Raw genomic sequence first — 26747 nt, 5'->3', positions numbered from 1 at the left:
CCATTATTGTCATTTTTTTATGATATTAAACCATCTTTTTCAACTGCTAACATTTTGAACTTCGTTCCTTTATAGTATGCATGCTGAAAAAATGCAGGAATAAACTCAGCTATGAAAAATCAAACAGCGCGAGATACTCAATCTCTGATTGAAGTCAAGAATCTAAGCTTCAAGCGGGGTGAGCGCGTGATTTATGACGACGTGAGTTTAAATATTCGTCGTGGGCAGATTACGGCCATTATGGGACCATCCGGTACTGGTAAAACCACCTTATTAAGACTGATTGGTGGGCAACTGGTTCCTGAGCACGGTCAGGTTTTATTGGACGGCAAAGATATTGCCACGATGTCACGTTCCGAACTTTTTTCAGCACGTGCACGGATGGGTATGTTGTTTCAGAGCGGTGCTTTGTTTACCGATATGAGCGTGTATGAAAATGTCGCATTTCCGATTCGGGCACATACCAAATTGCCGGAACATCTGATTAAGGAAATCGTGGCACTGAAGCTGGAATCAGTCGGTTTACGTGGTGCAGAACAGATGATGCCATCTGAACTATCCGGTGGTATGAACCGACGCGTGGCTTTGGCCCGTGCGATTGCGCTGGATCCTGAGCTGATCATGTACGATGAACCCTTTGCCGGACAAGATCCGATTGTGATGGGCGTTTTGACTCGTCTGATCCGTTCATTACGTGAAGCACTGGACTTAACCACGATTGTTGTCTCGCATGATGTTGCAGAAACTTTATCGATTGCAGACTACATCTATGTGGTGGCAGAAGGCAAAATTCAGGGCGAGGGCACTCCGGCAGAGCTGAAAGCGCATCCGTCTGCTTTTGTACAGCAATTCCTGACCGGTTCGGTAGAAGGTCCGGTGGATTATCAGTTTAGTCATCAAGCTTATTTAAGTGATGAGGTTCGTTCATGAATGCAATTGCCGCATTAGGTAGACGCGTTATTGAACGTGTACAGGGGATTGGGGTCGCAACCCTGATGCTGTTGCAGATTTTATTTTCCATACCGACCTGGCTTGGCGTAAAGCTGTTTATTTATCAGATGTATCGGGTTGGGGTATTGTCCCTGCTGATTATTGTGGTTTCTGGCCTGTTTATTGGGTCTGTGCTTGGTTTGCAGATGTTTAGCATCTTGTCGACCTTTGGTAGTGAGTCGATGCTAGGAACAGCAGTCGCGCTGACCTTGCTGCGTGAACTGGCACCTGTGGTCGCTGCTTTGCTGTTTGCAGGACGTGCCGGTTCAGCCTTGACTGCGGAAATTGGTCTGATGAAAGCCACTGAGCAATTGTCCAGTATGGAAATGATCGGCGTCGATCCATTAAAACGGGTAATTTCGCCTCGTCTTTGGGCAGGGATTTTTAGCTTGCCAATGCTTTCCGTCATCTTTGCCGCAGTCGGGATTATGGGCGGCAAAATGGTCGGGGTGGATTTTCTGGGTGCCGATGAAGGCGCTTATTGGAGCGGCATGGAAAGCAGTGTGCAATTCTATAAAGATGTCTTGAACGGCACCATTATTAAAAGTTTTGTATTCGCATTAATTTGTACCTGGATTGCGGTGTATCAGGGCTATGCCTGTGTCCCGACATCAGAAGGTATTGCAACTTCTACAACGCGTACAGTCGTGTATTCTTCGCTGTGCGTTTTAGGCTTTGACTTTGTGTTGACTGCGGTCATGTTCGGAGGTGTTTAATGAAATCACGTACTAGTGAGCTGGCCGTTGGTGTTTTTGTTATTTTGTTTGGTATTGCCTTATTTTTCCTGGCGATGCGTGTCAGTGGCCTGGTCGGACACAATATTTCCGACAGCTATAAAATGACAGCGACTTTTGAAAATGTAAATGGGATCAAGCCGCGTGCCAAAGTGGCATTGAGTGGTGTGAAAGTGGGGCAGGTGGATGACATTACCCTGGATCCAGTGACGCGTCTGGCAACCGTGCATATGACCCTGGATGGCTCATTGACCTCATTTAATGCTGAACAGTTAAAGCAGGTTCAGCAGGAAGCACTGGAAGAGTTACGTTATAGTTCGGACTATACTGCGGCTGCACCTGCGCAACAAAAAGACATGGAAAAACAACTGTTAGCTAACATGAAATCCATCACCAATATTGATGAGGATGCTTATATTATGGTAGCGACCAATGGGTTATTGGGTGAAAAATACCTGAAAATTATTCCAGGTGGTGGTCTGAACTATTTGAAACGTGGTGATCAGATTGCCAATACCCAAGGCACCATGGAAATTGAAGATTTAGTGACGAAGTTCATTACTGGCGGTGCCGGTAAATCGTCGGATAGTCAAGAAACTACCCCAGAACAGGCGACAGTTTCAGAATCGACTGATGCAGAACCTGCATTTGTTGAATAATAGATTGAGGAGATTTCAGTGAAAACTTTAGTAAAACAAACGCTTGCAGCAAGCATTCTTTCCACAATGGTTGCTGGTACAGTGTTTGCTGCACCGTCTGAAGCACCACCTGCTTTTATTAAAAAAGTGGCAGATGGTTTGATTGAGCGCCTCAAAGCTGATAATGCAAAATTGCAGAACAATCCGGCGCTGGTAAAAGCGATTGTCCGCCAGAATCTGGATCCATACATTGATTCACAGTCTTTCACGCGTATTGTGATGGGGACTTATGCGACGAACCAGTATAGTACTGCTGCACAGCGCGCGCAGTTTGAAAAGAATTTCCGTGAAACGCTCATTGAAAATTATGGTTCTGCATTTTCCAAGTTTAGTAATCAGACCTATAGCGTGCGTCCATACAAGGCCAGCAACAGCAAAAACCCTGTTGTAACCATCGACTTTAATAATAAAGGCGAGAAAATTCCGGTAGCGTTTCAGCTGGTGGACAAAGGCTCACAATGGAAAATCCGCAACATCAACGTATCGGGTATCGATCTAGGTTTGCAATTCCGTAACCAGTTTGCTGCGACAGTAAAACGTAATGGCGGTAATATAGATAAAGCTATTGCTAACTTCAAACCGGATGCAGAAGCTGCAATCGACAAGAACAAGAAATAATCAGATAGGTGAGCCGTGATTGTATTCAAGGATCAGGAATTGCAGGTTTCAGGCAAGATTGACTATGCCAATGCGCAGGACTATTACCTAAATGGTCTGCGTGTGGTTCAGTCACAGAGCAAGTTTCCGCTTGTGGTTAATCTAGCTGGGCTTGAAAGTGGTAGTACTTTGGCTTTGGCAGTATTGGTGCGCTGGTTGCGCCAGACGCCTCAAGCGCAAGGACTACAGTTTAAAGCTGTCCCTGCTAAAATGATGAATATCATTCAGGCCTGTCATTTACAGGATGATTTACAGATCATTCAGTAAATAAAAAAAATAAAAAAGCACCGAAAGGTGCTTTTTTTTATTGTTGATACATTTTAAAAGTAAATTCCTTCCTTTATCAAAAGGACGTTAGGAAGGATTAAAATATGACCTCACCCTAACCCTCTCCTAAAAGGAGAGGGAACTTCCTCTCTAAATTTATGGATAGAAATGATATTTTTAAAAACTACTATCTCAATAAATATTGGAAGTCCTCTCTCCCTATGGGAGAGAGTTAGAGAGAGGGTGAAGAAATTAAATCCACTTCTTCCATCTAAAGTAAATCAATGGCCCGATCAAAAAGCCGATCAAAATAATACTGACCATAATGAAGCTCATGGAGCCTTGTGCAAAAGGCAGAACTTCGGTATTCATGCCATAAATACTGGCAATGAGCATCGGCGGTGCAAGCATACTTGGCAGGATCGAGAATCGACGAATCGTATCGTTCTGTTCCGTGTTAATGAATCCGGACGTGGTATCGAGCAGGAAGCGCACTTTCTGGAACAGGAAGGCATCATGCTCCACCAGCGAGCGCACATCTTCACTGAGTTCTCGGATATCCGCATCATAAATATGACTGCCCAAGGCGCGTGGACGAGACAGGAAAGTCAGAACACGACGTAAATCGATCAGACAGAGCTGCGCTTTACCAAGCATATCTTCCAGTTGAGCTAGCCGGGTAATCATGTCATCCAGATCGAGAATCTGCTCGCGATGGCGGTTATTCAACACTTCAGTTGAATATTTCTCTAAATCTTTATGTACATCTTCCAGAATGTCGGCCAGCTCATCCAGTTTGGCTTCGAGCAGGCCCAATAAAATCCAGGTCGGATCTTTATAATCGATTTCATAATCATTGCGGCGCGCACGGGCACGGAAGGCACGAAAGGCCACCAGCTTTTCGCCACGCAAGGTAAAAAGACGGTCCTTATGCAGAATGAATGCTACGGTTTGTACCGTCGCCAGCATGCTGGATTCATCTTCGTTTTCATTCTCGACCTGATAGTTTTTATTTTTGGTTAAAAAATAGGTGCTGATATGCAAAATACCGTCATCATCACGGTAAAATCGGGCACTAGAGGAGATATCTTCCAGCGATTTTAAGGTCGGTAAGTTTTGCGCATAGGCATCTAGAATCCATTGCTGCTCTTCTTGTGAAGGTGCAATCAGATCAAGCCATACTAAATCTGGATGCAGGTCGAAATCACCATTAATCGTGATATCTTCTAAGCTACCGCGCTCTGTGGCGTAAAAGGCTTCAAGCATGCTGTCTTTTCTCCCTGGCGCAGTATGTGAATTGGAATGGGTGTATTTTAGACAAGGAATTGAATAAAAACACTGATATTAAGCAGTTATTTTTGGAAAAAGCGCGCTTGCAGCGATTTCGTACAATATAGCGTCAATTGGAGAGTGAAATGATGAATTCTATTGCAATTTTTTGTGGTTCAGCACTGGGCTCGGATCCTCTCTATGCCCAGATTGCCGAAAAGGTTGGCCAAACCTTGGCAGCAAGGCATCAGACGCTGGTCTATGGCGGTGGTCGTTCTGGCTTGATGGGAATTATCGCTGATAGTGCTTTGGCTGCTGGTGGCAAGGTGATTGGCGTAATTCCAAGACAGCTGGTCAATCGTGAGCTGGCGCATCCGCATATTACCGAGCTATTTGTGGTCGATAATATGCATGAACGTAAAACCCGCATGTCGGAACTGGCACAGGGATTTATTGCCATTCCGGGTGGTGCTGGAACCCTGGAAGAAATTTTTGAACAATGGACCTGGGCACAGTTGGGAATTCATAAAAAGCCTTGTGCTTTTTTAAATGTAGATGGTTTTTACGATGATTTACTCAAATTTATCCATATGACGACTGAGAAAGGTTTTACCAAAGCGCGCTTTAGCGATGCTTTAATTGTGAGTGATAATCTGGATGATATTTTGCGCCAGTTTGAAAGTTATCAGCCGCCTGAAGCGAAATGGGGTATGGTCGATCAGACCGATCTTGTAAAATAAGCTGTCCACAGCATGATTTGTAGAAAATAAATGAAAGTGATTACGGTGGCTGCAGCCATTATTTTAAATGAAGCGCAGCAACTGCTGGTGGTTCGTAAAAAAGGGACGTCCTGCTTTATGCAGGTTGGTGGCAAGCTGGAGCCAAATGAAGCACCAGAAGCAACGATGTTGCGTGAAATTCAGGAAGAAATTGGCACACAGGCACAGATTCAGCAATTCATTGGGCGTTTTGAAACCCAGACGGCGAATGAACCAGATCATCAACTGGTGAGTTATGTCTATTGGGTAAGTCTGGATCAAGCACCAAAAATTGAAGCGGAAATTGCCGAAATGAAATGGGTCGATCTGGATGAAAAAGAGCTACGACTCGCACCCTTGACCACTGAAATTGTGATTCCTTGGGTGAAGTCGCAGTTACTCGCCCAAGCTTAAATTTTCAGATTTGAGCACCTGCCAGACAGGCTGCATAAACTTTTTGACAGCCCAGTTGTTCAAGTGTTTGGCTCAGTGCTCGAATCGAGCTGCCGGTCGTCACCACATCATCAATAATCAGCACCCGACGGTAACGCAGCTTGGAAATGGTACTGATCTGGAATTGTGATTGGATGTCTTCAATCCGCTCCAGCCGGCTTAGGCCCTTTTGCGAGTGTTGTTTCATTCGTCGAACAGGTTGCCAGATGGGTACATTCAACTGTTTTGCCACATGTTTGGCCAGCACTAGAGATTGATTATAACCGCGCTCAGCCAGACGCTCATTCGAGATCGGCATCGGTATTATCGCACTGACTTTAGGTAGGTCTAAACTTAACAGCACACCTGCCAGTAAATTTTGCAAATGCAGCTTCTGTTCATATTTAAACAGTTGAATCAGCCGGTCCATCGGGTAAGCATAGTCGCAGGCAATCTGGAACTGCATTTCCTGCCGTTGAATGGTTTGATGTGCCCAGGGTAATTGTCGCCAGCAATCTTCACAGACTGAATGAATGGACTGATGATCGGTCAGACAGAGCTGGCAGGGCTGTAAGCGGGTCAGCCAGGATTTTCCATGTTGCAGTAATTTAAACATAGGCATAGCGCGGTGCTTCCGGTAGCCAGCGTTGCAATAATGCTTCGGCCTGATCGGGATAATCCTTGAGCATCTGCTGAGCCACATAATGTGCCTGATTGAGCAGGTGATCATCACGTTCAAGTTTGGCCACACGGAAATTCATGTCCCCGGTCTGTTTGGTCCCGAGCAGCTCACCCGGGCCACGTAACTCCAGATCTTTCTCGGCAATCATAAAACCATCATTGGTTTCGCGCATGATTCTTAAACGTTCCTGACCATTTTGCGAAAGTGGATGCTTATACAGCAGGGCACAGAAGCTGGCTTTGGCGCCACGACCGACCCGGCCACGTAGCTGATGCAATTGAGATAGACCCAGACGCTCGGCATTTTCAATCACCATAATGGAGGCATTGGGTACATCGACGCCGACTTCGATCACGGTGGTGGCAATCAGGAGCTGTAATTCATTATTTTTAAATTGCTGCATTACCGCCTGTTTTTCATCGGCTTTCATCTTGCCATGTACCAGTCCGATATTCAGCGCAGGAAAGCGCTCGCGAATTTCGGCAAAGGTCGCTTCTGCGGCCTGAGCATCCAGGGTTTCGGACTGTTCTACCAGTGTACACACCCAATATGCCTGCTTACCTTCAGCACAGTTGCTGGCAATCCGTTGCAAGACTTCTTCGCGTCGATCTAATGGAATGGTCACGGTCTGAATCGGGGTACGGCCCGGCGGCAGCTCGTCAATCACCGAGGTATCCAGATCACCATAGGCAGACATGGCCAGTGTGCGGGGAATCGGAGTCGCAGTCATCACCAGTTGATGCGGAGACATACCATCTAGCCCTTTATTTCTGAGAGCAAGGCGCTGATCCACACCAAAGCGATGCTGCTCATCAATAATCACCAGACCCAGTTTGGCAAACTCGACATTTTCCTGAAACAGGGCATGCGTTCCGATCACCAGATGGGCGCTGCCATCCCGAATCACCTGTTCCGCTGCGGCACGGGCTTTACCTTTTTGCTTGCCGGAAAGCCAGGCCACATTTAAGCCCAAAGGCTCAAACCAGCGTTTAAAATTCAGATAATGCTGCTCGGCCAGAATCTCGGTCGGTGCCATCAATGCAACTTGCCAGCCTTCTTCCAGTGCATGGCAAGCTGCGACACCAGCCACTAGGGTTTTACCCGCGCCGACATCGCCTTGCACCAGACGCAACATCGGTTTATTGCTTTTTAAATCCTGCACGATTTCTCTGGATACACGTTTTTGCGCACCGGTCATTTCAAAAGCCAGACTGGCTAAGAGCTGTTTGGCATAGGTTTTACTGGGCGCAAATGAAGGCGCTTCGACTTGCTGAATAAAGGCCCGACGTGTCAATAAACTGATCTGATGCGCCACCAGCTCTTCAAAGATCAGGCGTTGCTGTGCAGGATGCGAGCCTTGTGCCAGCTGCAGCATATTGGCGTTGACTGGTGGATGATGGATATATTCCAGTGCCTGTTTCAGCGCATAACCGTTACTAAATTTTGCTGGCAGCAATTCAGGCAGATGGTCGCTATACTGAGCCAAGGCCTGCTGAATATAATCCCGTATTTTTGGCTGGGTCAGACCTTCAGTCGCCGGATAAATTGCCGTGAGCTGGGTTTGAGGTAAAGGTGTGTCCTCAGTAATGACTTGCAGTTCGGGATGATACATTTCCAGACCGCGCGCACCGACCCGCACTTCACCAAAAATTCTTAAACGGTTACCCAGTTTGCAGCGGTCAGTAATACCTTTATAGATATGATAAAAACGTAAAGTAACCTTGCCAAAATCATCATCCAGCAGCACAGCCATAGATTTGCGTTTACCGGGTGGAAAATCTACACCTTTAACGATCCCTTCCAGCAGATAACTGCGTCCCACGCTCAATTGATTCATGGGAATGATCGTGCTACGGTCTTCATAGTCACGTGGTAGATGAAAAAGCAAATCATCAGTATTGAAGATATTTAGTTTTTCGAGTAATGCAGCGGCGGCATTGCCAACGCCTTGTAACTGATGGACTGCAGCCATGTCCCCTCAACCAGATTTGTGATTCGGTGCTCAATGCATATTTTATTTACCGGTTATGGTAAAACATCCCGACGTGTGGCTAAACAACTATTTGAGCAAGGTCATCAAATTAGCACAATTAGCCAGAGTCCCAAAACAGATTCATTCGCAACTCATCTGATTCAGGATGTGCATCAACTGGATTTAACAGCAGTTACACCGATTGACTGGGTCTATGTATTACTTAGTCCAAAACAAAGTACGGTTGAAGGCTATCAGCAAACCTATCTGGATTCTGTTCAGCCTATTGTGGCTGCCTTGAAACAGCATCCGGTGAAACGGATTGTGGTGGTGTCATCCACCCGGGTCTATGGGCAAGATGCCGGTGAAATCGTAGATGACGAAACTGAAATTCACCCGAATGATGCTCAGAGCAAAATCTTGCAGCAGATGGAGCAGGCTTATTTCACTGCTTATCCTGAGAAATGTACCATCATTCGTCCAAGTGGGATTTATGGAGCATCGGTAGAACGCCTACAAAAAATGGCCGCCTCGATGTTGAGATATCCGAATCTGCACTGGTCCAACCGGATTCATATTGAAGATTTATCACGTTTCTTGTCACATATGATTCACGTGGAACATCCGGAATCTTCTTATATTGTGACCGATAACCAGCCAAAATTATTGCATGAAATATTGCAATGGTTCCAACAGCAGCTGGGACTTCCTTTGTTGCAAGTAGAAAGTGAGCAGGTGACAGGTAAGAAACTTTATGCGACTCGAATGCAGAAAATGGGATTTGAGTTAGAGCATCCAGATTGTTATGAGGATTATTTGGAGTTGATGGGAAAAAATAATCCCTCCTAGCCTCCCTTTTTAAAGGGAGGAATCCCCCTCCTTTTCAAAGGAGGGGTTAGGGGAGGATTTTATTTAAAAGACCTCTCCCTATCCTCACTTGCACTTCGTTTTAAAAGCCGTGCTTTAAAACTCGCTCAGGAGAGGGAATACTCATATTTAAATAATGGCATTAGCTTTCCAATTTTCACTTCTTATAAATTCTTAAATAAAAAGAGAGGCCTTAGCCTCTCTTTTTATTTAATTTAAACTTACTTCTTTTTCCGCTTCGCGCGTTTCTTGGCTTGTTCAGCTGCAACCGCATCGAGGGCTTCTTTCAGTTCTTCATCCGTAAAGTCGGTGATGTGGTGCAGCATTTGTAGCTTCACTTCATCCAGTACCAAATCTGCATATTGAGCCACATTGGTTAGCTGCTCATCAAAGACAATCGCATTGTCTTCATTGGTACACAGATAACCTTTTTGGGTTAAGACTTTAATAAAGCTCTGGAATAGGGCTTTGTCGAAGAACTCAGGTGAGTTGAACTCATATAGCACAGACAGGCGTTGACCAACCAGGTAACTGAGCTCTTCGACCTGACGGGTCGAGATATTGCCAGAACCACGTTGGGTAATCAGTGCCAAAGTCATGTAATAACGTTCCAGACTTTGAGTTACGGGCGCAGCCAGAATTTCAAGCTGATGATGCGCTTCCGTATTCGGTGCCGGTGCAATCAGGTTTTCACCATCTTGTGTAATCAGTTTCGAGGCAATTAAGCTGTCAATATGCGCATTCACTTGATCCTGAATTTCATCTTCATGCCATTTTAAGAACAGTTCGGCTTTGAGGAATGGATACAGGGTACTACTGATATTCACGACATCATGACGGCGAATGGTACCGTTATGTTCAACTAGGGCGGCTATCAGGGAGGGCAGCACAAAAGTGTGCACAATATTATTGCGGAAATAGGTCAGCAGAACGGCCTGATTGTCTTCAATGGCAATGATATCGCCCAGTACATGCTTGACTCGCTTGATCAGTTTCAGCTTCATTGCATAGGCAATAATTTCCTTGCCAGAAAGTGGCGTCACCTGCATGCGCTCATCATAAGGCAGGGCAGCCAGCAAGGTGCGATAGGTATCTAGCTGTTTGATACAGATCTCTTCATCCAGCGTATGTTTCGGCGTAGCCAGCAAGATTAAAGATAATAGCGATACTGGATTGATTACGACCGCACTGTTGATGTTTTCCAGAATGGCTTGTGCCGAGCTATTCACTGCATCAGAAACCGCTTGTGGAATCGGATCGTCATTCTTTTCGATTTTGATATTTTCTGCGCCATGCTGTTTCAGAATGTCATCCAGAAATACCGGGTTCCCGAAGTTCAGGTGTACCTTGCCGAAAATGCGTTCAATCTTGCGCAGAGTTTTCAAAATGCCGAAAATAGACTCGGCTTCTTTCGGCTTGCCACTCATTTCACCGACATAAGTGCCACCTTCCATCAGGCGTTCATAGCCGATATAAGTCGGCAAAAATACGATCGGCTTAGATTTGCCACGTAAATGACCATGCACGGTCATCGCCAGCATCCCGGTTTTTGGCGGAAGCAAACGACCGGTGCGTGAACGGCCGCCTTCAATAAAGTATTCCAGCGGGGTATTACGTGACAGGACGCTATACAGATATTCTTTAAACACCGTGGTATACAGCGCGTTGCCGCGGAAAGTACGGCGAATAAAGAAGGCACCGCCACCACGTAAAATCTGACCGACAAAAGGCATATTCAGGTTATCGCCCGCAGCGATATAAGGCACCATCAGACCACGACGATAGATCACATAAGACAATAATAAATAGTCGATGTGGCTACGGTGACATGGGGTATAGACAATCTCGTAATCCTTGGCCAGTTCCCGTACGGTACTGAAGTTATGCACTTCCACGCCGTCATACAGTTGCGTCCATAAGCGGGTCAGGGCTTTGTCGGCAAAGCGTACAGTCGAGTGAGAATAATCGGAAACGATTTCGTTCAGATAACCGATGGCACGACGTTCAGATTCCAGCATCGAGATTTTGCTACGAATACTGTCATTGCGAATCGCCGCCTGTACATCTGGTGACTTGATCAGGCCATGCATGACATTACGGCGGTCGGACAGGTCCGGCCCGAGAATGACTTCGCGCTGACCATCCAGGTAATCATTTAAAGTGCTGACAATATAGGTGGCCGGCGCTGAATTTGGATGCGTCTCTTTGGCAAAGTTAATCAAGGTGCGTAAAGACTGCGGTTCATGAAACTCTAAATAAGACTGGCGACCATGCAGGCCGATATTGACCAGTTGCTTGACCCGGCTTGGTGTAGACCAGGTATCGGTAAATAAAAGCTTAAACCAGGAATCTTCTTTCTCAGGTTCACGTCCCCAAAGTACTGTTACCGGAACCAGTTCGACATCCAGCTCAGGATGCTGTTCCAGGATTTCAATCAGACGTAACAGGCGCGGTGGAAACGCATGTGGCGGTGAACTCAACAGGTTATTTTCATCATGATGCTGTAAAAACAGTACCGATGCTTTTTCCTTATTATTGCCCAGTTGCATTGGATCAAGTGCAGCCGGCAATTTTAAGCGTCGCGTTTCTGCATCGACCACCAGTGCATTACTGCGCGAATGGTTCTGTAAAACGTAGCAGACCAGCTTTCGCGAGTCTGTTGCAGTCTGATCAGATTCAGGCGCTGTCACTTCACTTGGTACTTCCCCAAGAACATGAGGGGTAACCACAAGATCAAGTAACTTACTTGAAAGCTTGCGATACATTTGACCAAAGCCATTCTTGGACATAGCTGCTCCTAATTTTACTGACCAAAACCACAGGACTTCTGAGGGAATTTATTTTGCGGGTTTCTAAAGCGAAACAATATATCTTTTTTTAACAACTTCAACAGAAGTGCTTCAATTTTAGCGTGAAAGCAGGTGCTTTTCCTAGTCACTTATGACATCAGTATGACAGAACAGTCATGCAAACTTTAGAGTTTCGGTCTGATTTTGTGGCAGAATATTCCAGATCAATTATTTAGATCCGTTTTTCCATTTTGGATATCTCCAATATTAGATAGGTTGCTTATGAATGCCTTAACACAGGAACTGGTCGAGCTGCTCAGCTTAGAAAAGTTAGAAGAAAACATTTTCCGGGGAATCAGCCGGAATCTGGTGGGCAAGCGCGTGTTCGGTGGGCAGGTTTTAGGGCAGGCACTACGCGCCGCGTCTTATACCACAGATCGTCCAGCACATTCATTACATGCCTATTTTCTGTTTGGCGGGGATGTCAATGCACCGATTATTTATGAAGTGGATCGTATCCGTGACGGCAAGAGCTTTGTCAGCCGTCAGGTGCGCGCTATTCAGCATGGCCGTACCATTTTCATGTGTATGGTGTCTTTCGCGCATCAGGAAGAAGGGCTAAATTACCAGATTTCAGAGCCTGAATATCCACCGGCAGAAAGCCTGAAAAATGAAGCGGAACTGATCAAACAGATTATTGAGTTTATTCCGGAAAATGTCCGTGCATCTTTCACTCGTGATCGTCATGTGGAAATTCGTCCGGTCAATCCGCAAAATCCATTCCAGCCTCAACCTGAAGCACCGTCTTATGCGCACTATATCCGTACGCATGACCGTATTGCTGCAGAAGTCGATCAGATCTCCTTGCATCAGGCTATTGCTGCTTTCTATTCTGATTTTACCTTGATGACCACAGCGCTTCGTCCACATGGTCTGAGCTATATCTCGCCAAGTTTGCAATGTGCCAGTATTGACCATGCCATGTACTTCCATAAACCGTTCCGTGCGGATGAGTGGATGCTTTACGATATGGATGCCACCCAAAGCGCCAGTTCGCGTGGCCTGAATTTTGGCCGGATGTGGCAGAACGGTGAGCTGGTCTGCAGTACCTCTCAGGAAGGCTTGATCCGTTTACGTGAAATCGAAACACAGTAATTTTTCTTCCTGCTCAAAAAGTCGAATCCCTGATTCGGCTTTTTGTTTTTAAGCCGGATGAAAATGGCCATTTGATATCATGTCCTCACGCCGCGTTTATAAAATATTACTCGATTCTGTAGAATTCGCATGGCATAGTGCGGCTTAAGATCAATATTAAAAATGCATGAAAAGATGAGCTTAAATACGCAAATTCTAATTGCCGCCGTATTGGGGGTGCTGTTTGGATTTCTATTGACGATATTTCCGCAGACCTCATTTTTTGATGTCAGCTTATATGGCATCGGTATCGTCAGCAGCATTTTTATTGGCTTGTTAAAAATGCTGTTAGTGCCGCTGATTTTTAGCTCGATCGTGGTCGGCGTATCCAATCTGCAGGCGGGTGGGCAGCTAAGCCGCACCTGGAAAATCACCCTGATGTGCTGTGTGACCACCACCACCTTGGCGCTCATTTTAGGTCTGGCGTGTGCGCATTTGTTTGATGTCGGTAAGGGTGTTGATGTGCTGATGTTCCAGGATGCCATGGCGCAACATCAAACGCCAGATACCCTGACACCTTCATCTTTCTTTACCAATTTTATTCAGAATACCCTGATCAATCCGTTTAAAGCTTTTGCCGATGGCAATGTCTTGGCGGTGGTAGTCTTTGCCTTATTTGTTGGTGTGGCACTGGTGGCAGGTGGGGATAAGTTTCGTACTGTGCGCAAGCTGAGTCACCAGTTTTTCGAAATCATGATGTTGATGATTGGCTGGGTGATGAAACTGGCACCGCTTGGTATTTTTGCCTTATTGGCTAAATTAATTGCCACTGAAGATGTTTCAGTCCTCAGTCGTCTGGCTGAATTCGCTGCGGTGGTTACCGGCACGACGATTTTTCATGGCATCGTGGTCTTGCCTTTATTGCTATGGGTTTTCGGCAAGATGGATCCGGTCACGTTCTTTAAAGGCACACGAGCTGCTCTGATTACTGCCTTTGCTACCAGTTCCAGTTCGGCCACCATGCCCTTGTCAATGAAATGCGCACAGGAAAATTTAGGAGTACGTCCACATACCGCAGGCTTTGTGATTCCACTTGGTACACAGTTGAATATGGATGGCACAGCACTGTATGAAGCGGCAGCAGCATTATTTATTGCCAATTTAATGGGGCTGGATCTGAGTCTGGGGCAGCAACTGGTGGTCTGCGCCACGGCGATGATTGCATCCTTAGGTGCACCAGGAATTCCGAGTGCCGGTATGGTGACCATGATCATGGTCTTGCAGTCGGTCGGTTTGCCTGCCGAGGCGATTGCTATTCTTTTACCGATCGACCGTTTACTGGATACCGTACGCACAGTCGTGAATGTTCAAGGGGATATGATGATCAGTGTGGTGGTGGACCGGCATACGCGTGAACCCGATCTTCAAGCTACAGATAGCTAAAACATTTAAAAAATAAAAAAAGCAGGCCATTGGTCTGCTTTTTTTATAAGGTAAGTTTTAATAAATCCAGAACTCCCAGACCATTGCGGTGATATGGATCTTAATCCGGTGAATGCTTATTCTGATTCAATTCATCTGCCGCTTTAAGCTCGGATTGATCCTGCTCAAGTAATTCCAGCGGTTCTTCAGCTTCATTTAAATCATGTGTCGATACTTCGGCAACATGCTCCGAATCAGTTTCACTAAGCTCGAGCTCTTCAAGCGGTTCATCAGATTCATTTAAATCATGCGCTGATGCTTCCGGAATACTGTCCAGATCATATTCAGAGGCTTGATCTAAGGTAAAGTTCAAACGGCCACCCATGACACTGGCCAGTTCTTCTAAACCTTGTTTGTTCATGGAGGAAAACAGTTGAATCGAGAAATCCACCTTCATCTTTTTCAATGCCGCTTTGACTTCCTGCAAGGCTTTGGATGCAGGACCACGGTTTAGTTTATCTGACTTGGTTAACAAGACATGCACGAACAACTGGCGGGAATAAGCCCATTCCAGCATCATCACATCAAAGTGTTGCAGGGGATGGCGGATATCCATCAGCAATACCAGGCCTTGTAAGCTCTGGCGGTGAATCAGGTAATTTTCCAGTTCTTTTTGCCAGACCAGTTTCATTTTTTCAGGCACAGCCGCATAACCATAACCGGGTAAGTCGACCAGACGCTGATCCGGATTGCCCAGGCTGAAAAAGTTGATCATCTGGGTACGGCCAGGTTTTTTCGATGCACGTGCCAACTGTTTCTGGTTGGTCAGGGCATTAATCGCACTAGACTTACCCGCATTTGAGCGGCCGGCAAAAGCAATTTCATAGCCTGTATCTTCTACACAAAGACTGAGTTTGGGTGCACTCATTAAAAATTCGGCTTTGCGTAGCCAGTTGAGTGCGCGCACAGAATATTCAGTAATGGCAGAATCAACTTTTTTCTCGTAGCTGATCTTTTGCTTAGGCGCATGGGCTGTCTTACTGTTTTTGGATTTTCCTCTGCTGTGGTGCATAACTCAACTTCAATAAATGATCTACAATGAAACATTATAAAGGAAGTCGCACAGGCAAGCGAACTTTGCCGCAAGAATAAGTCACAAGACATGACCCTGAAGACTTTAAAGATTAATCAGGCTGATCGGAGAATTTGTGCTGAAACGCGCATTTCGTGGCCTAATCACATCTTTAAGTACATATTGATCCAGACTGCTATAAAACTGTTCCACGGCATCATCTAAAATGCCTTTTAAGCCACAGGTCGGACGTAATACGCAGGGTGGGCTATTGCATTCCACTACATTGTTGTCGCGTTGCAGGATCCGCACAATCTGTCCCAGCTGGAGGTTCAGGCTGGCCGGATTTAAACGTATGCCGCCACCTTTACCACGTATGGTAATCAGCCACTCCTGTTTCGCCATAAAATGCACGATTTTCATGGCATGATTTTGTGAAACCTGTAATCGCTCGGCAAGTTCTGCAATGGTATAGGGGAGATCACGTGGCTGTGCGACATACATCAGAATCCGAAGCGCATAGTCAGTGAATTTATTGAGTTGCATAAGGTCAACAGCTAGAAAATGAAAGAATTGAATGTTAAAAGCTCCACGAATGGAGCTTTTAATCAGAATCTGATGCTAGTCTAAACCGTTTTTGCAATTAAAGCTTGAGCGGGGCAGACACTTCAACTACATCACCAACTTTGTAGTGGTCGATCAGTGTCTGTGCAACCGAGAATGCGGTTGGATTTTCTTCCGCTTTCACAGTAATTTGATATTGCTCGTTTTGAGCCTGATCAAAGCTAAACTGTTGTGGTTGACGAATGTGCTGTTCAGGCACCTGTACACGTACTGAAATATGTTCACCGGCTTCAGCACTTGCAATCGCTGCACCATCTTTAGCTTTAAGTGTAAAGATTTTACCTGCGTCGGTATCATTCACTGCTGCTACTTCAAATTCGCGCCAGCCCGCCCAGCCACCATTTTCAGAAGCTAGGGTGGCATATTTAGATTTTTCCACACCAATCAAAATATCTGCCAGTTGCATATACGCTTCTTTCCAGGCTGCAATCAGGTCTGAGTCCATGGGTACATCTAAAACTTCGCTGATCGAGTGCAACAGATTCTCACCGACAATCGCATATTGATCCGGTTGAATATCCAGGCTGACATGTTTAGTGGTAATGCGTTCGATGGCTTTGGCCAAAACGCCCGGATTGGTAATGTTTTCGGCATAGGCAAGTACTGCGGCAGCCAAGGCACGTGGTTGACGGCCGGTACTTTGATGATCCATGTTGAAGGTGTTTTTCAACTCTGGATGGTTGTTCAACATGCGGTTATAGAAATACGTGGTAAGTGCTACGCCGTTTTCACGTAAAACAGGAACAGTCGCTTGTACAAGTTCGATATGTTGTGGAGTCATGAGAGCCGTCTATAGGTGTTTTTTAAAAGATGTATTTAAATTACATCTTTTAAAATGGCTTTACAATAGCGCATAGTCATAAAACCATAAAAAAATTATGGGATATAAGAATATCCCATAAAAAGTATGATGATGATCGGAAAAGGAGAGGAATTATTTGCGGCCAAACAGCGAACCCAGTAAGCCGCGCAAAATTTTCTGCCCAGTACTCCCGCCCAGGCTGCGGGCAGCACTTTTGGCAAAGGTGCCGACAATATCCTGAGTCAGTTTTTCTCGTTGCTTGGCTGCGCGTTCAGCTTCTTTTTGCTGTTCTCGTGCCAGACGTTCCTGTTCTTTAATTTGCTGCTTGGCAAGAGCTTCTTGTTCCTTGCTTTGTTGTTTGGCAAATTCGGCGGCCTGAGCCTGTTGCTGGCGTTCTGCGACCTTGTTTTGCAGCATTTCGTGGGCGCTGTCCCGATCGACTGGCTGCTCATAAATACCGGCAACTATACTTTGCTGCATGAGAGCCTTGCGTTCTTCAAGCGAGATCGGTGTAAAGGATGAATGCGGCGGCATGACCCAGCCACGCTCTACAATTTGTGGAATGCCCTTTTCATCCAGGCAGCTAATTAGGGCCTCACCTACTGCTAACTCGGTAATCACCTGATCGACTTTAAATTCAGGATTGGCGCGGAAAGTCTCTGCTGCGGTTTTTACTGCTTTTTGATCTTTGGGAGTGAAAGCCCGCAAAGCATGCTGAACCCGATTGCCGAGCTGGCCTAAGACACTTTCCGGCAAGTCCAACGGATTTTGCGTGACAAAATAAATTCCCACGCCTTTAGAGCGAATCAGGCGCACCACCTGCTCAATTTTATCTTGTAGGGCAGGGCTGGCATTGTCAAACAAGAGATGCGCTTCATCAAAGAAGAACACCAGTTTCGGTTTGTCCAGATCGCCAACTTCTGGAAGCTGTTCAAACAACTCGGAGAGCATCCAGAGTAAGAAGGTGGCATACAGCTTAGGCGTGTTCATCAGCTTGTCAGCCGCCAACAAATTGATATTGCCACGGCCCTGACTGTCCGTCTGCAGAAAGTCCATCAGATCCAGCGCCGGCTCGCCAAAAAACTGGTCACCGCCTTGGTCAGCCAGTGCTAACAAATTACGTTGAATCGCACCGAGACTGGCGGGTGAAAGATTGCCATATTCAGCTTTAAAGTCAGCCGCATGCTCAGAGACATAACTCAGCATCGCTTTCAGATCTTTAAAGTCGATCAGCAATAAACCCTGATCATCGGCAATCCGAAACACGGCAGATAAAACGCCTTCCTGGGTGTCATTCAGATTCAGTATTTGCGCCAGCAGCAGCGGGCCAATTTCAGAAATGGTAGTCCGAATCGGATGACCCTGTTCGCCAAATAAATCCCAAAACACCACTGGTGAGGCTGCAAAAGGAATGGACTCGATATTGAGACTTTTAATCCGTTCATCAAACTTGGGGCTGCTTTCACCTGCTTTGGTCAGGCTGGACACATCGCCTTTGGCATCGGCGAGGAATACAGGTACACCAATTCGAGAAAAGCTCTCCGCCAATACTTTTAAAGTCACAGTCTTTCCGGTACCAGTGGCACCTGCAATCAAGCCATGTCGATTGGCAAGTTGGGAATGCAGCACAATATCCTGTGTGGCATCCGCAGTTTTTTTAGCAATAACAATTGGTCTACCCATAGCTTTTCCTGTTATTTATTATTCGTTTTTAAGTTTTTTCATTTGTTCTAGTGCATGCTGAATATCTTGAATCAAATCTTCCGGATATTCCAGTCCAATACAGAAACGAACCAGCAAGCCGTCTTTTAAGTGTGAATGTTCCAGCACACGCATGTCTTTTAAGTTATATAGCATGACCAGACTGACAGGGCCACCCCAACTAAAGCCAAGCTTAAACAGTTTTAAGCTATCACAGAAATTCCGGATATCCTGCATTACGTATGTGCTGTCAAAGATCACGCTGACCAGGCCGGCACTATCACCTTGCTTGCAAATTTCTTTCCAGTACTGATGGCCTGCACTGTCCGGATCTGAAGGATGAAGTACTTGCACAAACTCGGTTTGCTGTTTAAGCCATGTCATTAATGTAAGCGCACTGTTGGATTGATGTTGATATCGCAGTTGCATCGAAGCCAGACTACGTTGTATCTGTGCCACATCATCACCAGAAACACTAATGCCCTGAATGGCATGCGCACGGAACAGTTTGTGATGCAGGGTCTTATCTCGCGTAACCACTGAGCCCATCAGGATATCACCACCGCCACTTGGATATTTGGTCAGTGCATGTACCGTCATATCTACACTTAAATGCTCTTCACTAAAATCAAAGGCATCAAAAGCCAGACCTGCGCCCCAGGTATTATCCAGCGCAGTAAGAATATTGTGTGCCTGAGCTTTTTTCACTAAACCAGCCAGATCCGGAAATTCCAAGGTGACTGAGCCAGCAGCCTCGAGCCAGATCAGTTTGGCTTTATCTGTAGGCTGAAACGTATCAAGCTCTATGGGATTGTAGACTTTAACTGTAATTCCATAACGCTTTTCCAGATTGCGTAAATGCTCCATGTTTGGACCATAGATATTGTCAGCCACCCAAACCTCATCGCCTTGACTTAAAAAGCAAGAATTCACGAGATTAATCGCGGATAAACCACTCGGTGCGAGCAAGTGATATAAACCACCTTCGAGTTGTGCAATGTTGTCCCCCAGAGTAAAGGTTGTAGGCGTGCCATGCGTGCCATAACTATAGTCATAGCCATCGGTCCAATGGCGATTAAACAGGGCATCGGTATTGTTAAAGATAATGGTCGATGCACGATAGAGGGGAGGCTGAATAGTAGAAATCGCTTGAGGAGCCTTTCGTGGTGCATGAATCAGGCGAGTTTGAGAGTCTTGTTTCACGTGAATGCGCTCAAATGTAATCAAATATTACTCTAGCTTAAGAGAATCTGTGACTCACTGCCAGTTACGTTGTGAATTGTTTAAAAACAACAAGTCTTATAAAAAGTTGGCTTCATTTTTGCAAAACCTAAATTTATATAGCTAAAAAAATAGGTTGAGGAGCATGAAGTCGCATTTAAAAGTGCATTATTTTCAGCATATTGCTGGTGAAGGTTTTGGTAGTTGTTATGAATTTTTAAAGCAGCATCAGGCGCAAATTACCGCGACTGAATTTTTTGCTTTACCCGTCGATCGACCGCTGGAGATCGAGGCGCTGCCTGCAGTGGAAGAGGTGGATTTGCTGATCATTATGGGGGGAACCATGAGTGTGAATGATGAAGCGAATTTCCCCTGGTTAAGAATAGAAAAACGCTGGTTGCGTCGCTATCTTTCGCATGGCAAACCGGCAATTGGCCTGTGTCTGGGTGGGCAATTGATTGCAAATGCTTTAGGTGCAGGTGTTAGTCGCAATCCAGAACAGGAATTGGGGTGGACCACGGTGCACAGAGTGACGAATCTACCAGAGACGTGTTTTAGCTTGCCGGAGCAATTTAATATTCTGCAATGGCACAATGAAACATTTGAATTGCCCAAAGGTGCAGTCCATCTGGCAGAAAATGAAGCCTGTCGTAATCAGATGTATCAGTTGGGCAGAAATGTATTGGGCTTCCAGTTTCATCCTGAAATTACCCCAGAAACCCTGGCATTGTTTTTGGAAAATGAAGAAGAGCTTGCGCAATTTTCAGGAAAATATGTGCAAAATTTATTTGAATTAAAAAAAACCACGAAGCAAAAATTTATTGAAGGAAATCAGATGTTAAATCGTGCTATAGAATATGTTTTGGCGAAAACTGCCTAATATTTAAACAATAAACTATTGTTTTAAGTCATAAATTGAAAACTTGGATAAAACCATAAAAGAGATTTGCTTATGCATTAAACAATGGCTATAATAAGCGACCCTTCAATAGGAAGGGGGTTAACTGCGAATAAAGTAGTTAACTATCGTTACAGTCGTGGCATCGATCATGACCTTAGTGATATTTCACTGCTCTTGACACTTGCCCATATAAAGTGGGGTGAGATGCGTCAAGAGTGATTCTTTATATATTTGGCTTGGAGTTTACTGGTATGTCTAACCAGAGAATTCGTATCCGTCTTAAGTCTTTTGATCATCGCCTGATTGATCAATCAGCTCAAGAAATCGTAGAAACCGCAAAACGTACTGGCGCACAAGTGTGTGGTCCAATTCCAATGCCAACACGCATTGAACGTTTTAACGTTTTAACATCACCACACGTAAACAAAGATGCGCGTGACCAGTACGAAATCCGTACTTACAAGCGTTTGATCGACATCGTTCAACCTACAGACAAAACTGTAGATGCATTGATGAAGTTAGATCTTGCAGCTGGTGTTGATGTTCAGATCGCATTGGGTTAAGGCTTTCGGGTTAATTAACACTCTAAGTTAATTAGGCCGCTTTTTTAGAGGTTTATGCACATGGCTATTGGTTTAGTCGGTCGCAAGTGCGGTATGACACGTATCTTTACAGATGCTGGTGTTTCTGTGCCTGTTACAGTGATTGAGGTTGATCCTAACCGCATCACTCAAATCAAAACGCTTGAAACTGATGGTTATCAAGCGATTCAAATCACTACTGGTGAACGTCGCGAATCTCGCGTAACTAACGCTCAGAAAGGTCACTTCGCGAAAGCGGGTGTTGCAGCTGGTCGTCTAGTTCAAGAATTCCGTGCTACAGAAGCTGATCTTGAAGGTCGTGAAGTTGGTGGTACGCTTACCGTTGAATTGTTCCAAGTTGGTCAAGTTGTTGACGTAACTGGTCAATCTAAAGGTAAAGGTTTCCAAGGTGGTGTTAAGCGTTGGAACTTCCGTACGCAAGATGCAACTCACGGTAACTCAGTTTCTCACCGTGTTTTAGGTTCTACTGGTCAAAACCAGACTCCTGGTCGCGTATTCAAAGGCAAAAAAATGGCTGGCCATTTAGGTGCTGAACGCGTAACTACACAGGGTCTTGAGATCGTTGCTATCGACACAGAACGTTCAGTTCTAGTTGTTAAAGGCGCGGTTCCTGGTGCTACTGGTGGCGACGTAATCGTTCGTCCTACGATCAAGGCCTGAGGGGAAATAACGTGAATTTAAATACTGTTTCCGGCTCTGCTGTTGAATTATCAGAAGTTGCGTTCGGTCGTGAATTTAATGAAGCTCTTGTTCACCAAGTGGTTACAGCTTATTTAGCTGGTGGCCGTCAAGGTTCAAAAGCTCAGAAATCACGTGCAGACGTTTCTGGTGGTGGTCGCAAGCCATTCCGTCAAAAAGGTACTGGCCGCGCTCGTGCTGGTTCTATTCGTAGCCCAATCTGGGTTGGCGGTGGTAAAACTTTTGCTGCTCGTCCACAAGACTGGTCTCAAAAAGTAAACCGTAAAATGTACCGCGGTGCTATGCAATGCATCCTAGCTGAACTTGTTCGTCAAGATCGCCTAGTTTTAGTTGAAGAGTTTGCTGTTGCAGCTCCAAAAACTAAAGAATTGCTTGCAAAACTTAACGACTTGAATGCGACTCGCGCATTGATCGTTACTGATGCTGTTGATGAGAACCTGTATCTTGCTGCGCGCAACATTCCACACGTTGATGTGGTTGATGCTGCTGCAATCGATCCGGTTAGCTTGATTGCGTTCGACAAAGTTGTTATGTCTGTAGCTGCTGCTAAGAAAATTGAGGTAGAACTCGGATGAACAACGAACGTATCTATCAAGTCCTGCAAGGACCTGTATTCTCAGAAAAAGCACAAGTTTTAGGTGAAACTGCTGGTGTTCAAGTGTTTAAAGTTGCATTAAATGCAAACAAGCTTGAAATCAAAAAAGCAGTGGAACAACTCTTTGGTGTGGAAGTTGTTAAAGTTAACACGACTATCACTAAAGGTAAGTCTAAACGCTTTGGTAAAACATTAGGACGTCGTTCTGATGTTAAAAAAGCATACGTCACCCTGAAAGCTGGCCAAGATGTTGAAATGGCTGACTTGGGCGATACCGCTGAAAGCACAGCGGAATAAGGACGAGAATTATGCCTATTCAAAAATGTAAGCCAACGTCTCCAGGACGTCGCTTTGTAGAGAAAGTGGTTCACGATCACCTTCACAAAGGCGCACCATACTCTCCGTTGGTTGAAGCTAAAAAACGTACTGGCGGCCGTAATAACAACGGTCACATCACGACTCGTCACGTTGGTGGCGGTCACAAGCAGCACTACCGTCTAGTTGACTTCAAACGTAACAAAGATGGTATTCCTGCAACTGTAGAGCGTATCGAATACGATCCTAACCGTACTGCACACATTGCGCTTGTATTGTATGCTGATGGTGAGCGTCGTTATATCATCGCTCCTAAAGGCCTTCGCGCTGGCGATAAAGTACAGTCTGGTAACGATGCTCCAATTCGTCCAGGTAACTGCTTGCCGCTTCGCAACATGCCTATCGGTTCTACTCTTCACAACATCGAACTTAAAATCGGTAAAGGCGCGCAGTTAGCTCGTTCAGCTGGTACTTCAGTTCAGCTGTTGGGTCGTGACGGTTCTTACGCTATCGTTCGTCTGCGTTCAGGCGAGATGCGTAAAATTCACGTTGAATGCCGTGCTGTGTTAGGTGAAGTATCTAACTCAGAAAGCAACCTTCGTTCACTAGGTAAAGCTGGTGCATCACGCTGGCGTGGTGTTCGTCCTACCGTTCGTGGTATGGCGATGAACCCAGTTGACCATCCACATGGTGGTGGTGAAGGGCGTAACAAAGGTATTCAACCTGTAAGCCCATGGGGTCAAAAAGCTAAAGGGTACAAGACACGTACCAATAAGCGTACGACTAAGATGATTATTCGCGACCGTCGCGTTAAGTAACAAGTAAAGGAATCTGACAATGCCTCGTTCTCTGAAAAAAGGCCCATTCGTCGATGCGCACTTGTTCGCTAAGGTTGAAGCGGCTATCGCGGCTAATAACCGTAAGCCGATCAAAACTTGGTCGCGTCGTTCGATGATCCTCCCGGATTTTGTTGGTTTAACAATTTCTGTACACAATGGCCGTAACCACGTTCCTGTGATCGTTTCTGAGCACATGGTTGGTCACAAGCTTGGTGAATTTGCACCAACTCGTACCTATCGCGGTCACGGTGTTGACAAGAAATCTAAACGTTAATGGGTGCTATGATGGAAGTAACTGCTAAATTACGCGGTGCCGCTATCTCGGCACAAAAAGCTCGTTTGGTTGCAGATCTTATCCGCGGCAAATCTGTTGCGCACGCTCTTAACATCCTTAACTTCAGCAACAAAAAAGCTGCAGTTCTAGTTAAGAAAGCGTTGGAATCTGCGATTGCAAACGCTGAACACAATAACAGTTTAGATGTAGACGACCTTAAAGTTTCTACGATCTACGTTGATGAAGGCATGAGCCTGAAACGTATTATGCCACGTGCTAAAGGCCGTGCAGATCGTATTACTAAGCGTACTTGTCACATCACCGTTAAGGTAGGGGTTTGATATGGGTCAGAAGGTTCATCCAATCGGTATCCGCCTAGGTGTTGTGAAACGTCATAACGCTAACTGGTATGCGAATCCGAAACAATACGCTGAATACTTGCTTAAAGATCTTCAAGTTCGTGAGTTTTTGATCAAAAAACTTAAAAACGCGATGATCAGCAACATTCTTATCGAACGCCCTACAGGCGCTGCTAAAGTAACTATTAGCACTGCTCGTCCTGGTATCGTAATCGGTAAAAAAGGCGAAGATATTGAGAAACTACAACGCGAATTAACATCTATCATGGGTGTTCCTGCGCAAGTAAGTATCAATGAAATTGATCGTCCAGACTTAGACGCGCGTCTAGTTGCTGAAGCTATCGCTTCTCAATTAGAAAAACGTGTAATGTTCCGTCGTGCTATGAAGCGTGCGGTTCAAAACACAATGCGTGCTGGTGCTAAAGGTATCAAAGTAGAAGTTTCAGGCCGTTTAGGTGGTGCTGAGATTGCTCGTACTGAGTGGTATCGTGAAGGTCGTGTACCTCTACATACGCTTCGTGCAGATATCGACTATGCGACTATGCGTGCTGAGACTACTTACGGTACGATCGGTGTTAAAGTTTGGATCTTCCGTGGTGAGATCTTGGGCGGCATGAAACAAGTCATGAACCCAGCTCCAGCTGAAGAGCGTCCAGCTAAACGCGGTCGTGGTCGTGGTGAAGGTCAAGAGCGTCGTGGTCGTCGCAATGATCGTTCTGCTGAAAAAGGAGAATAATCCATGTTGCAACCTAAGCGTACTAAATTCCGTAAAGTGCAGAAAGGCCGTAACACTGGTCTAGCACACCGCGGTAGCACAGTATCTTTCGGTACTATTGCACTTAAATCAGTTGAACGTGGTCAAATGACTGCGCGTCAAATTGAAGCAGCGCGTCGTACAATTAGCCGTCGTATTAAGCGTGGTGGTAAGATCTTTATCCGTGTATTCCCGGACAAGCCGATTACTTCTAAGCCTCTTGAAGTGCGTATGGGTAAAGGTAAAGGTTCTGTGGAATATTGGGTTTGCCAAATCAAACCAGGTAAAGTCTTGTACGAAATTGATGGTGTTAACGAAGAATTGGCTCGCGAAGCGTTTACGCTTGCAGCAGCTAAGCTTCCGTTTAAAACCGCTATCGTGACTCGGACGGTAATGTAATGAAAACTAAAGATCTACGTGAAAAGTCGGTAGAAGAGTTGACAGCTTTGCTTGATGAGCAACAGCTTAACCAATTCCGTCTTCGTATGGCGAAAGCAACTGGTCAATTGGGTAAATCGCATGAAGTTGCACTTACTCGTCAGACTATTGCTCGTATTAAGACCCTCCTTACCGAAAAACAGGGGAACGGACAATGAGTGATAAAACAGTCCGCACGTTAACTGGCAAAGTTGTAAGCGACAAGATGGATAAATCTATCGTTGTTCTTATTGAACGCCAAGTTCAACACCCGTTGTATGGCAAATTAATCCGCCGTTCAACAAAATTACATGCTCATGATGAGAACAACACAGCAAAAGCTGGTGATGTTGTAACCATTAAAGAAAGCCGCCCAATTTCTAAAACTAAGTCTTGGACTCTAGTTGAAGTTGTTGAAGCAGCTGCTGAGTAATTAACGTTCTTGTTGCATCATCGGTCAATTTCGAGTACTCTTTGAGCCTTTCGAAATTTCGACCGGTGTTGCTCGGTTTTGGAGTAGGGCAATGATTCAGACCGAAACTATGCTCGACGTAGCAGACAACAGTGGTGCACGCCGCGTACAATGTATTAAAGTACTTGGTGGCTCGCATCGTCGTTATGCTTCTGTTGGCGACATTATTAAAGTTACTGTAAAAGAAGCAATTCCACGCGCACGTGTTAAAAAAGGTGACGTGATGAATGCGGTTGTGGTTCGTACAAAATTCGGTATCCGTCGTGCAGACGGTTCAGTGATTCGTTTCGACGATAACGCTGCTGTTATTTTGAACAACAACAAAGCGCCGATTGCAACTCGTATTTTCGGACCAGTGACTCGTGAACTTCGTACTGAACAGTTCATGAAAATTATTTCATTGGCTCCTGAAGTTCTATAAGAGGCGAT

At 45.5% G+C, this 26747-nt stretch carries 30 protein-coding genes and 2 pseudogenes; 23 read left to right on the top strand and 9 right to left on the bottom strand.

All coding sequences use genetic code 11. The features are described 5' to 3' along the window. Nucleotides 1-111: 111 nt before the first annotated feature. Genes AC13CK_RS07040 through AC13CK_RS07020 form a run of 5 tightly spaced genes read left to right on the top strand, consistent with a single transcriptional unit; the run spans nt 112 to nt 3346 of the window. A complete protein-coding gene (locus AC13CK_RS07040; protein ID WP_191111855.1) occupies nt 112-930 on the top strand; it encodes an ABC transporter ATP-binding protein in 819 nt (272 codons plus the stop codon). Beyond that, entirely contained in the window at nt 927-1706 is a 780-nt protein-coding gene (gene mlaE, locus AC13CK_RS07035) for a lipid asymmetry maintenance ABC transporter permease subunit MlaE (protein WP_005108586.1), read from the top strand. Before AC13CK_RS07040 ends, mlaE begins: the two co-directional genes overlap by 4 nt. Further along, nucleotides 1706-2383 carry an outer membrane lipid asymmetry maintenance protein MlaD gene (mlaD, locus tag AC13CK_RS07030; protein ID WP_195725547.1) on the top strand — a complete coding sequence of 226 codons (678 nt, stop codon included), beginning with the start codon at nt 1706-1708 and terminating at the stop codon, nt 2381-2383. The genes mlaE and mlaD overlap by 1 nt, the downstream gene beginning before the upstream one ends. 18 nt (nt 2384-2401) lie before the next feature. Continuing rightward, nucleotides 2402-3040 (top strand): MlaC/ttg2D family ABC transporter substrate-binding protein, encoded by a 639-nt coding sequence (locus AC13CK_RS07025; protein WP_004281529.1) that lies wholly within the window; start codon nt 2402-2404, stop codon nt 3038-3040. Between the two features lie 15 nt (nt 3041-3055). Continuing rightward, nucleotides 3056-3346 carry an STAS domain-containing protein gene (locus AC13CK_RS07020; protein WP_004281528.1) on the top strand — a complete coding sequence of 97 codons (291 nt, stop codon included), beginning with the start codon at nt 3056-3058 and terminating at the stop codon, nt 3344-3346. A 252-nt stretch (nt 3347-3598) separates the two neighbouring features. Here the strand turns inward: AC13CK_RS07020 and AC13CK_RS07015 are convergent, their stop codons facing one another. Further along, entirely contained in the window at nt 3599-4612 is a 1014-nt protein-coding gene (locus AC13CK_RS07015) for a CorA family divalent cation transporter (protein ID WP_004732304.1), read from the bottom strand. A gap of 152 nt (nt 4613-4764) precedes the next feature. Here AC13CK_RS07015 and AC13CK_RS07010 point away from each other — a divergent pair, with 152 nt between their 5' ends. Together AC13CK_RS07010 and AC13CK_RS07005 are read left to right on the top strand one after the other, a co-directional pair. Further along, a complete protein-coding gene (locus AC13CK_RS07010) occupies nt 4765-5355 on the top strand; it encodes an LOG family protein (protein WP_004732303.1) in 591 nt (196 codons plus the stop codon). Nucleotides 5356-5385: 30 nt separating this feature from the next. Next, nucleotides 5386-5787, top strand: coding sequence for an NUDIX hydrolase (locus AC13CK_RS07005; RefSeq protein ID WP_004732301.1), 402 nt, complete (start codon nt 5386-5388; stop codon nt 5785-5787). Between the two features lie 4 nt (nt 5788-5791). Here the strand turns inward: AC13CK_RS07005 and AC13CK_RS07000 are convergent, their stop codons facing one another. Continuing rightward, the gene (locus tag AC13CK_RS07000) at nt 5792-6427 is read right to left on the bottom strand and encodes a ComF family protein (protein ID WP_005263771.1); all 636 of its coding nucleotides are present in this window, start codon (nt 6425-6427) and stop codon (nt 5792-5794) included. After that, entirely contained in the window at nt 6414-8459 is a 2046-nt protein-coding gene (gene recG / locus AC13CK_RS06995) for an ATP-dependent DNA helicase RecG (protein WP_253112368.1), read from the bottom strand. The genes AC13CK_RS07000 and recG overlap by 14 nt, the downstream gene beginning before the upstream one ends. Before the next feature lie 33 nt (nt 8460-8492). Here recG and AC13CK_RS06990 point away from each other — a divergent pair, with 33 nt between their 5' ends. Further along, nucleotides 8493-9308: an NAD-dependent epimerase/dehydratase family protein gene (locus AC13CK_RS06990; RefSeq protein ID WP_425879471.1), complete on the top strand. Its 816-nt coding sequence runs from the start codon at nt 8493-8495 to the stop codon at nt 9306-9308. A 239-nt stretch (nt 9309-9547) separates the two neighbouring features. Here the strand turns inward: AC13CK_RS06990 and plsB are convergent, their stop codons facing one another. After that, entirely contained in the window at nt 9548-12115 is a 2568-nt protein-coding gene (plsB, locus tag AC13CK_RS06985; RefSeq protein WP_425879473.1) for a glycerol-3-phosphate 1-O-acyltransferase PlsB, read from the bottom strand. Between the two features lie 282 nt (nt 12116-12397). Here plsB and AC13CK_RS06980 point away from each other — a divergent pair, with 282 nt between their 5' ends. Further along, nucleotides 12398-13270 carry an acyl-CoA thioesterase gene (locus tag AC13CK_RS06980; protein WP_004645045.1) on the top strand — a complete coding sequence of 291 codons (873 nt, stop codon included), beginning with the start codon at nt 12398-12400 and terminating at the stop codon, nt 13268-13270. Between the two features lie 174 nt (nt 13271-13444). After that, nucleotides 13445-14692, top strand: a complete 1248-nt coding sequence (locus tag AC13CK_RS06975) for a dicarboxylate/amino acid:cation symporter (RefSeq protein ID WP_253102191.1) — start codon at nt 13445-13447, stop codon at nt 14690-14692. Nucleotides 14693-14966: 274 nt separating this feature from the next. Here AC13CK_RS06975 and yihA read toward each other — a convergent pair. From yihA to AC13CK_RS06950, 5 genes and pseudogenes are all read right to left on the bottom strand, one after another. Beyond that, nucleotides 14967-15743 (bottom strand): annotated as a pseudogene (gene yihA / locus AC13CK_RS06970) (ribosome biogenesis GTP-binding protein YihA/YsxC); the annotation flags it as partial. Between the two features lie 105 nt (nt 15744-15848). Beyond that, nucleotides 15849-16289 carry an RrF2 family transcriptional regulator gene (locus AC13CK_RS06965; RefSeq protein WP_425879476.1) on the bottom strand — a complete coding sequence of 147 codons (441 nt, stop codon included), beginning with the start codon at nt 16287-16289 and terminating at the stop codon, nt 15849-15851. A 97-nt stretch (nt 16290-16386) separates the two neighbouring features. Then, the gene (locus tag AC13CK_RS06960) at nt 16387-17148 is read right to left on the bottom strand and encodes a globin domain-containing protein (RefSeq protein ID WP_005101211.1); all 762 of its coding nucleotides are present in this window, start codon (nt 17146-17148) and stop codon (nt 16387-16389) included. 153 nt (nt 17149-17301) lie between these two features. Continuing rightward, nucleotides 17302-18852, bottom strand: a complete 1551-nt coding sequence (locus tag AC13CK_RS06955) for a helicase HerA-like domain-containing protein (RefSeq protein WP_425879479.1) — start codon at nt 18850-18852, stop codon at nt 17302-17304. Between the two features lie 18 nt (nt 18853-18870). Next, nucleotides 18871-20073 (bottom strand): PLP-dependent transferase, encoded by a 1203-nt coding sequence (locus AC13CK_RS06950; protein ID WP_425879481.1) that lies wholly within the window; start codon nt 20071-20073, stop codon nt 18871-18873. A 163-nt stretch (nt 20074-20236) separates the two neighbouring features. Between AC13CK_RS06950 and AC13CK_RS06945 the strand changes: the two genes are divergently transcribed. The 13 genes and pseudogenes from AC13CK_RS06945 (at nt 20237) to rplN (ending at nt 26739) form a co-directional block, all read left to right on the top strand. Then, on the top strand, nt 20237-20971 hold the full coding sequence (locus AC13CK_RS06945) for a type 1 glutamine amidotransferase (RefSeq protein ID WP_482831036.1): 735 nt from the start codon (nt 20237-20239) through the stop codon (nt 20969-20971). A 272-nt stretch (nt 20972-21243) separates the two neighbouring features. Further along, complete coding sequence (gene rpsJ / locus AC13CK_RS06940) at nt 21244-21555, top strand: 30S ribosomal protein S10 (RefSeq protein ID WP_000070912.1); 312 nt, start codon at nt 21244-21246, stop codon at nt 21553-21555. A 60-nt stretch (nt 21556-21615) separates the two neighbouring features. Further along, on the top strand, nt 21616-22254 hold the full coding sequence (gene rplC, locus AC13CK_RS06935; RefSeq protein ID WP_004645054.1) for a 50S ribosomal protein L3: 639 nt from the start codon (nt 21616-21618) through the stop codon (nt 22252-22254). Nucleotides 22255-22265: 11 nt separating this feature from the next. Beyond that, a complete protein-coding gene (rplD, locus tag AC13CK_RS06930) occupies nt 22266-22868 on the top strand; it encodes a 50S ribosomal protein L4 (protein WP_004281511.1) in 603 nt (200 codons plus the stop codon). Beyond that, on the top strand, nt 22865-23185 hold the full coding sequence (rplW, locus tag AC13CK_RS06925; protein ID WP_004281510.1) for a 50S ribosomal protein L23: 321 nt from the start codon (nt 22865-22867) through the stop codon (nt 23183-23185). Before rplD ends, rplW begins: the two co-directional genes overlap by 4 nt. 11 nt (nt 23186-23196) lie before the next feature. Beyond that, complete coding sequence (rplB, locus tag AC13CK_RS06920) at nt 23197-24021, top strand: 50S ribosomal protein L2 (protein WP_004281509.1); 825 nt, start codon at nt 23197-23199, stop codon at nt 24019-24021. Between the two features lie 19 nt (nt 24022-24040). After that, nucleotides 24041-24316 (top strand): 30S ribosomal protein S19, encoded by a 276-nt coding sequence (gene rpsS / locus AC13CK_RS06915; RefSeq protein ID WP_004281508.1) that lies wholly within the window; start codon nt 24041-24043, stop codon nt 24314-24316. A gap of 11 nt (nt 24317-24327) precedes the next feature. After that, nucleotides 24328-24657 carry a 50S ribosomal protein L22 gene (gene rplV, locus AC13CK_RS06910; RefSeq protein WP_001982638.1) on the top strand — a complete coding sequence of 110 codons (330 nt, stop codon included), beginning with the start codon at nt 24328-24330 and terminating at the stop codon, nt 24655-24657. A gap of 1 nt (nt 24658) precedes the next feature. Further along, nucleotides 24659-25475, top strand: a pseudogene (gene rpsC / locus AC13CK_RS06905) (30S ribosomal protein S3). Continuing rightward, the gene (gene rplP / locus AC13CK_RS06900; RefSeq protein ID WP_004281506.1) at nt 25415-25828 is read left to right on the top strand and encodes a 50S ribosomal protein L16; all 414 of its coding nucleotides are present in this window, start codon (nt 25415-25417) and stop codon (nt 25826-25828) included. The pseudogene rpsC and the gene rplP overlap by 61 nt, the downstream one beginning before the upstream one ends. Then, nucleotides 25828-26025: a 50S ribosomal protein L29 gene (rpmC, locus tag AC13CK_RS06895; RefSeq protein WP_004281505.1), complete on the top strand. Its 198-nt coding sequence runs from the start codon at nt 25828-25830 to the stop codon at nt 26023-26025. Before rplP ends, rpmC begins: the two co-directional genes overlap by 1 nt. Beyond that, nucleotides 26022-26279: a 30S ribosomal protein S17 gene (gene rpsQ, locus AC13CK_RS06890; RefSeq protein ID WP_004281504.1), complete on the top strand. Its 258-nt coding sequence runs from the start codon at nt 26022-26024 to the stop codon at nt 26277-26279. The genes rpmC and rpsQ overlap by 4 nt, the downstream gene beginning before the upstream one ends. A gap of 91 nt (nt 26280-26370) precedes the next feature. Further along, the gene (gene rplN / locus AC13CK_RS06885; RefSeq protein WP_004281503.1) at nt 26371-26739 is read left to right on the top strand and encodes a 50S ribosomal protein L14; all 369 of its coding nucleotides are present in this window, start codon (nt 26371-26373) and stop codon (nt 26737-26739) included. Nucleotides 26740-26747: the final 8 nt, after the last annotated feature.

The sequence above is a fragment of the Acinetobacter sp. L-24 genome (assembly GCF_056857555.1).
Note: the sequence above shows the minus strand (reverse complement) of the source record. Positions and strands in the feature narration are given on the sequence as shown.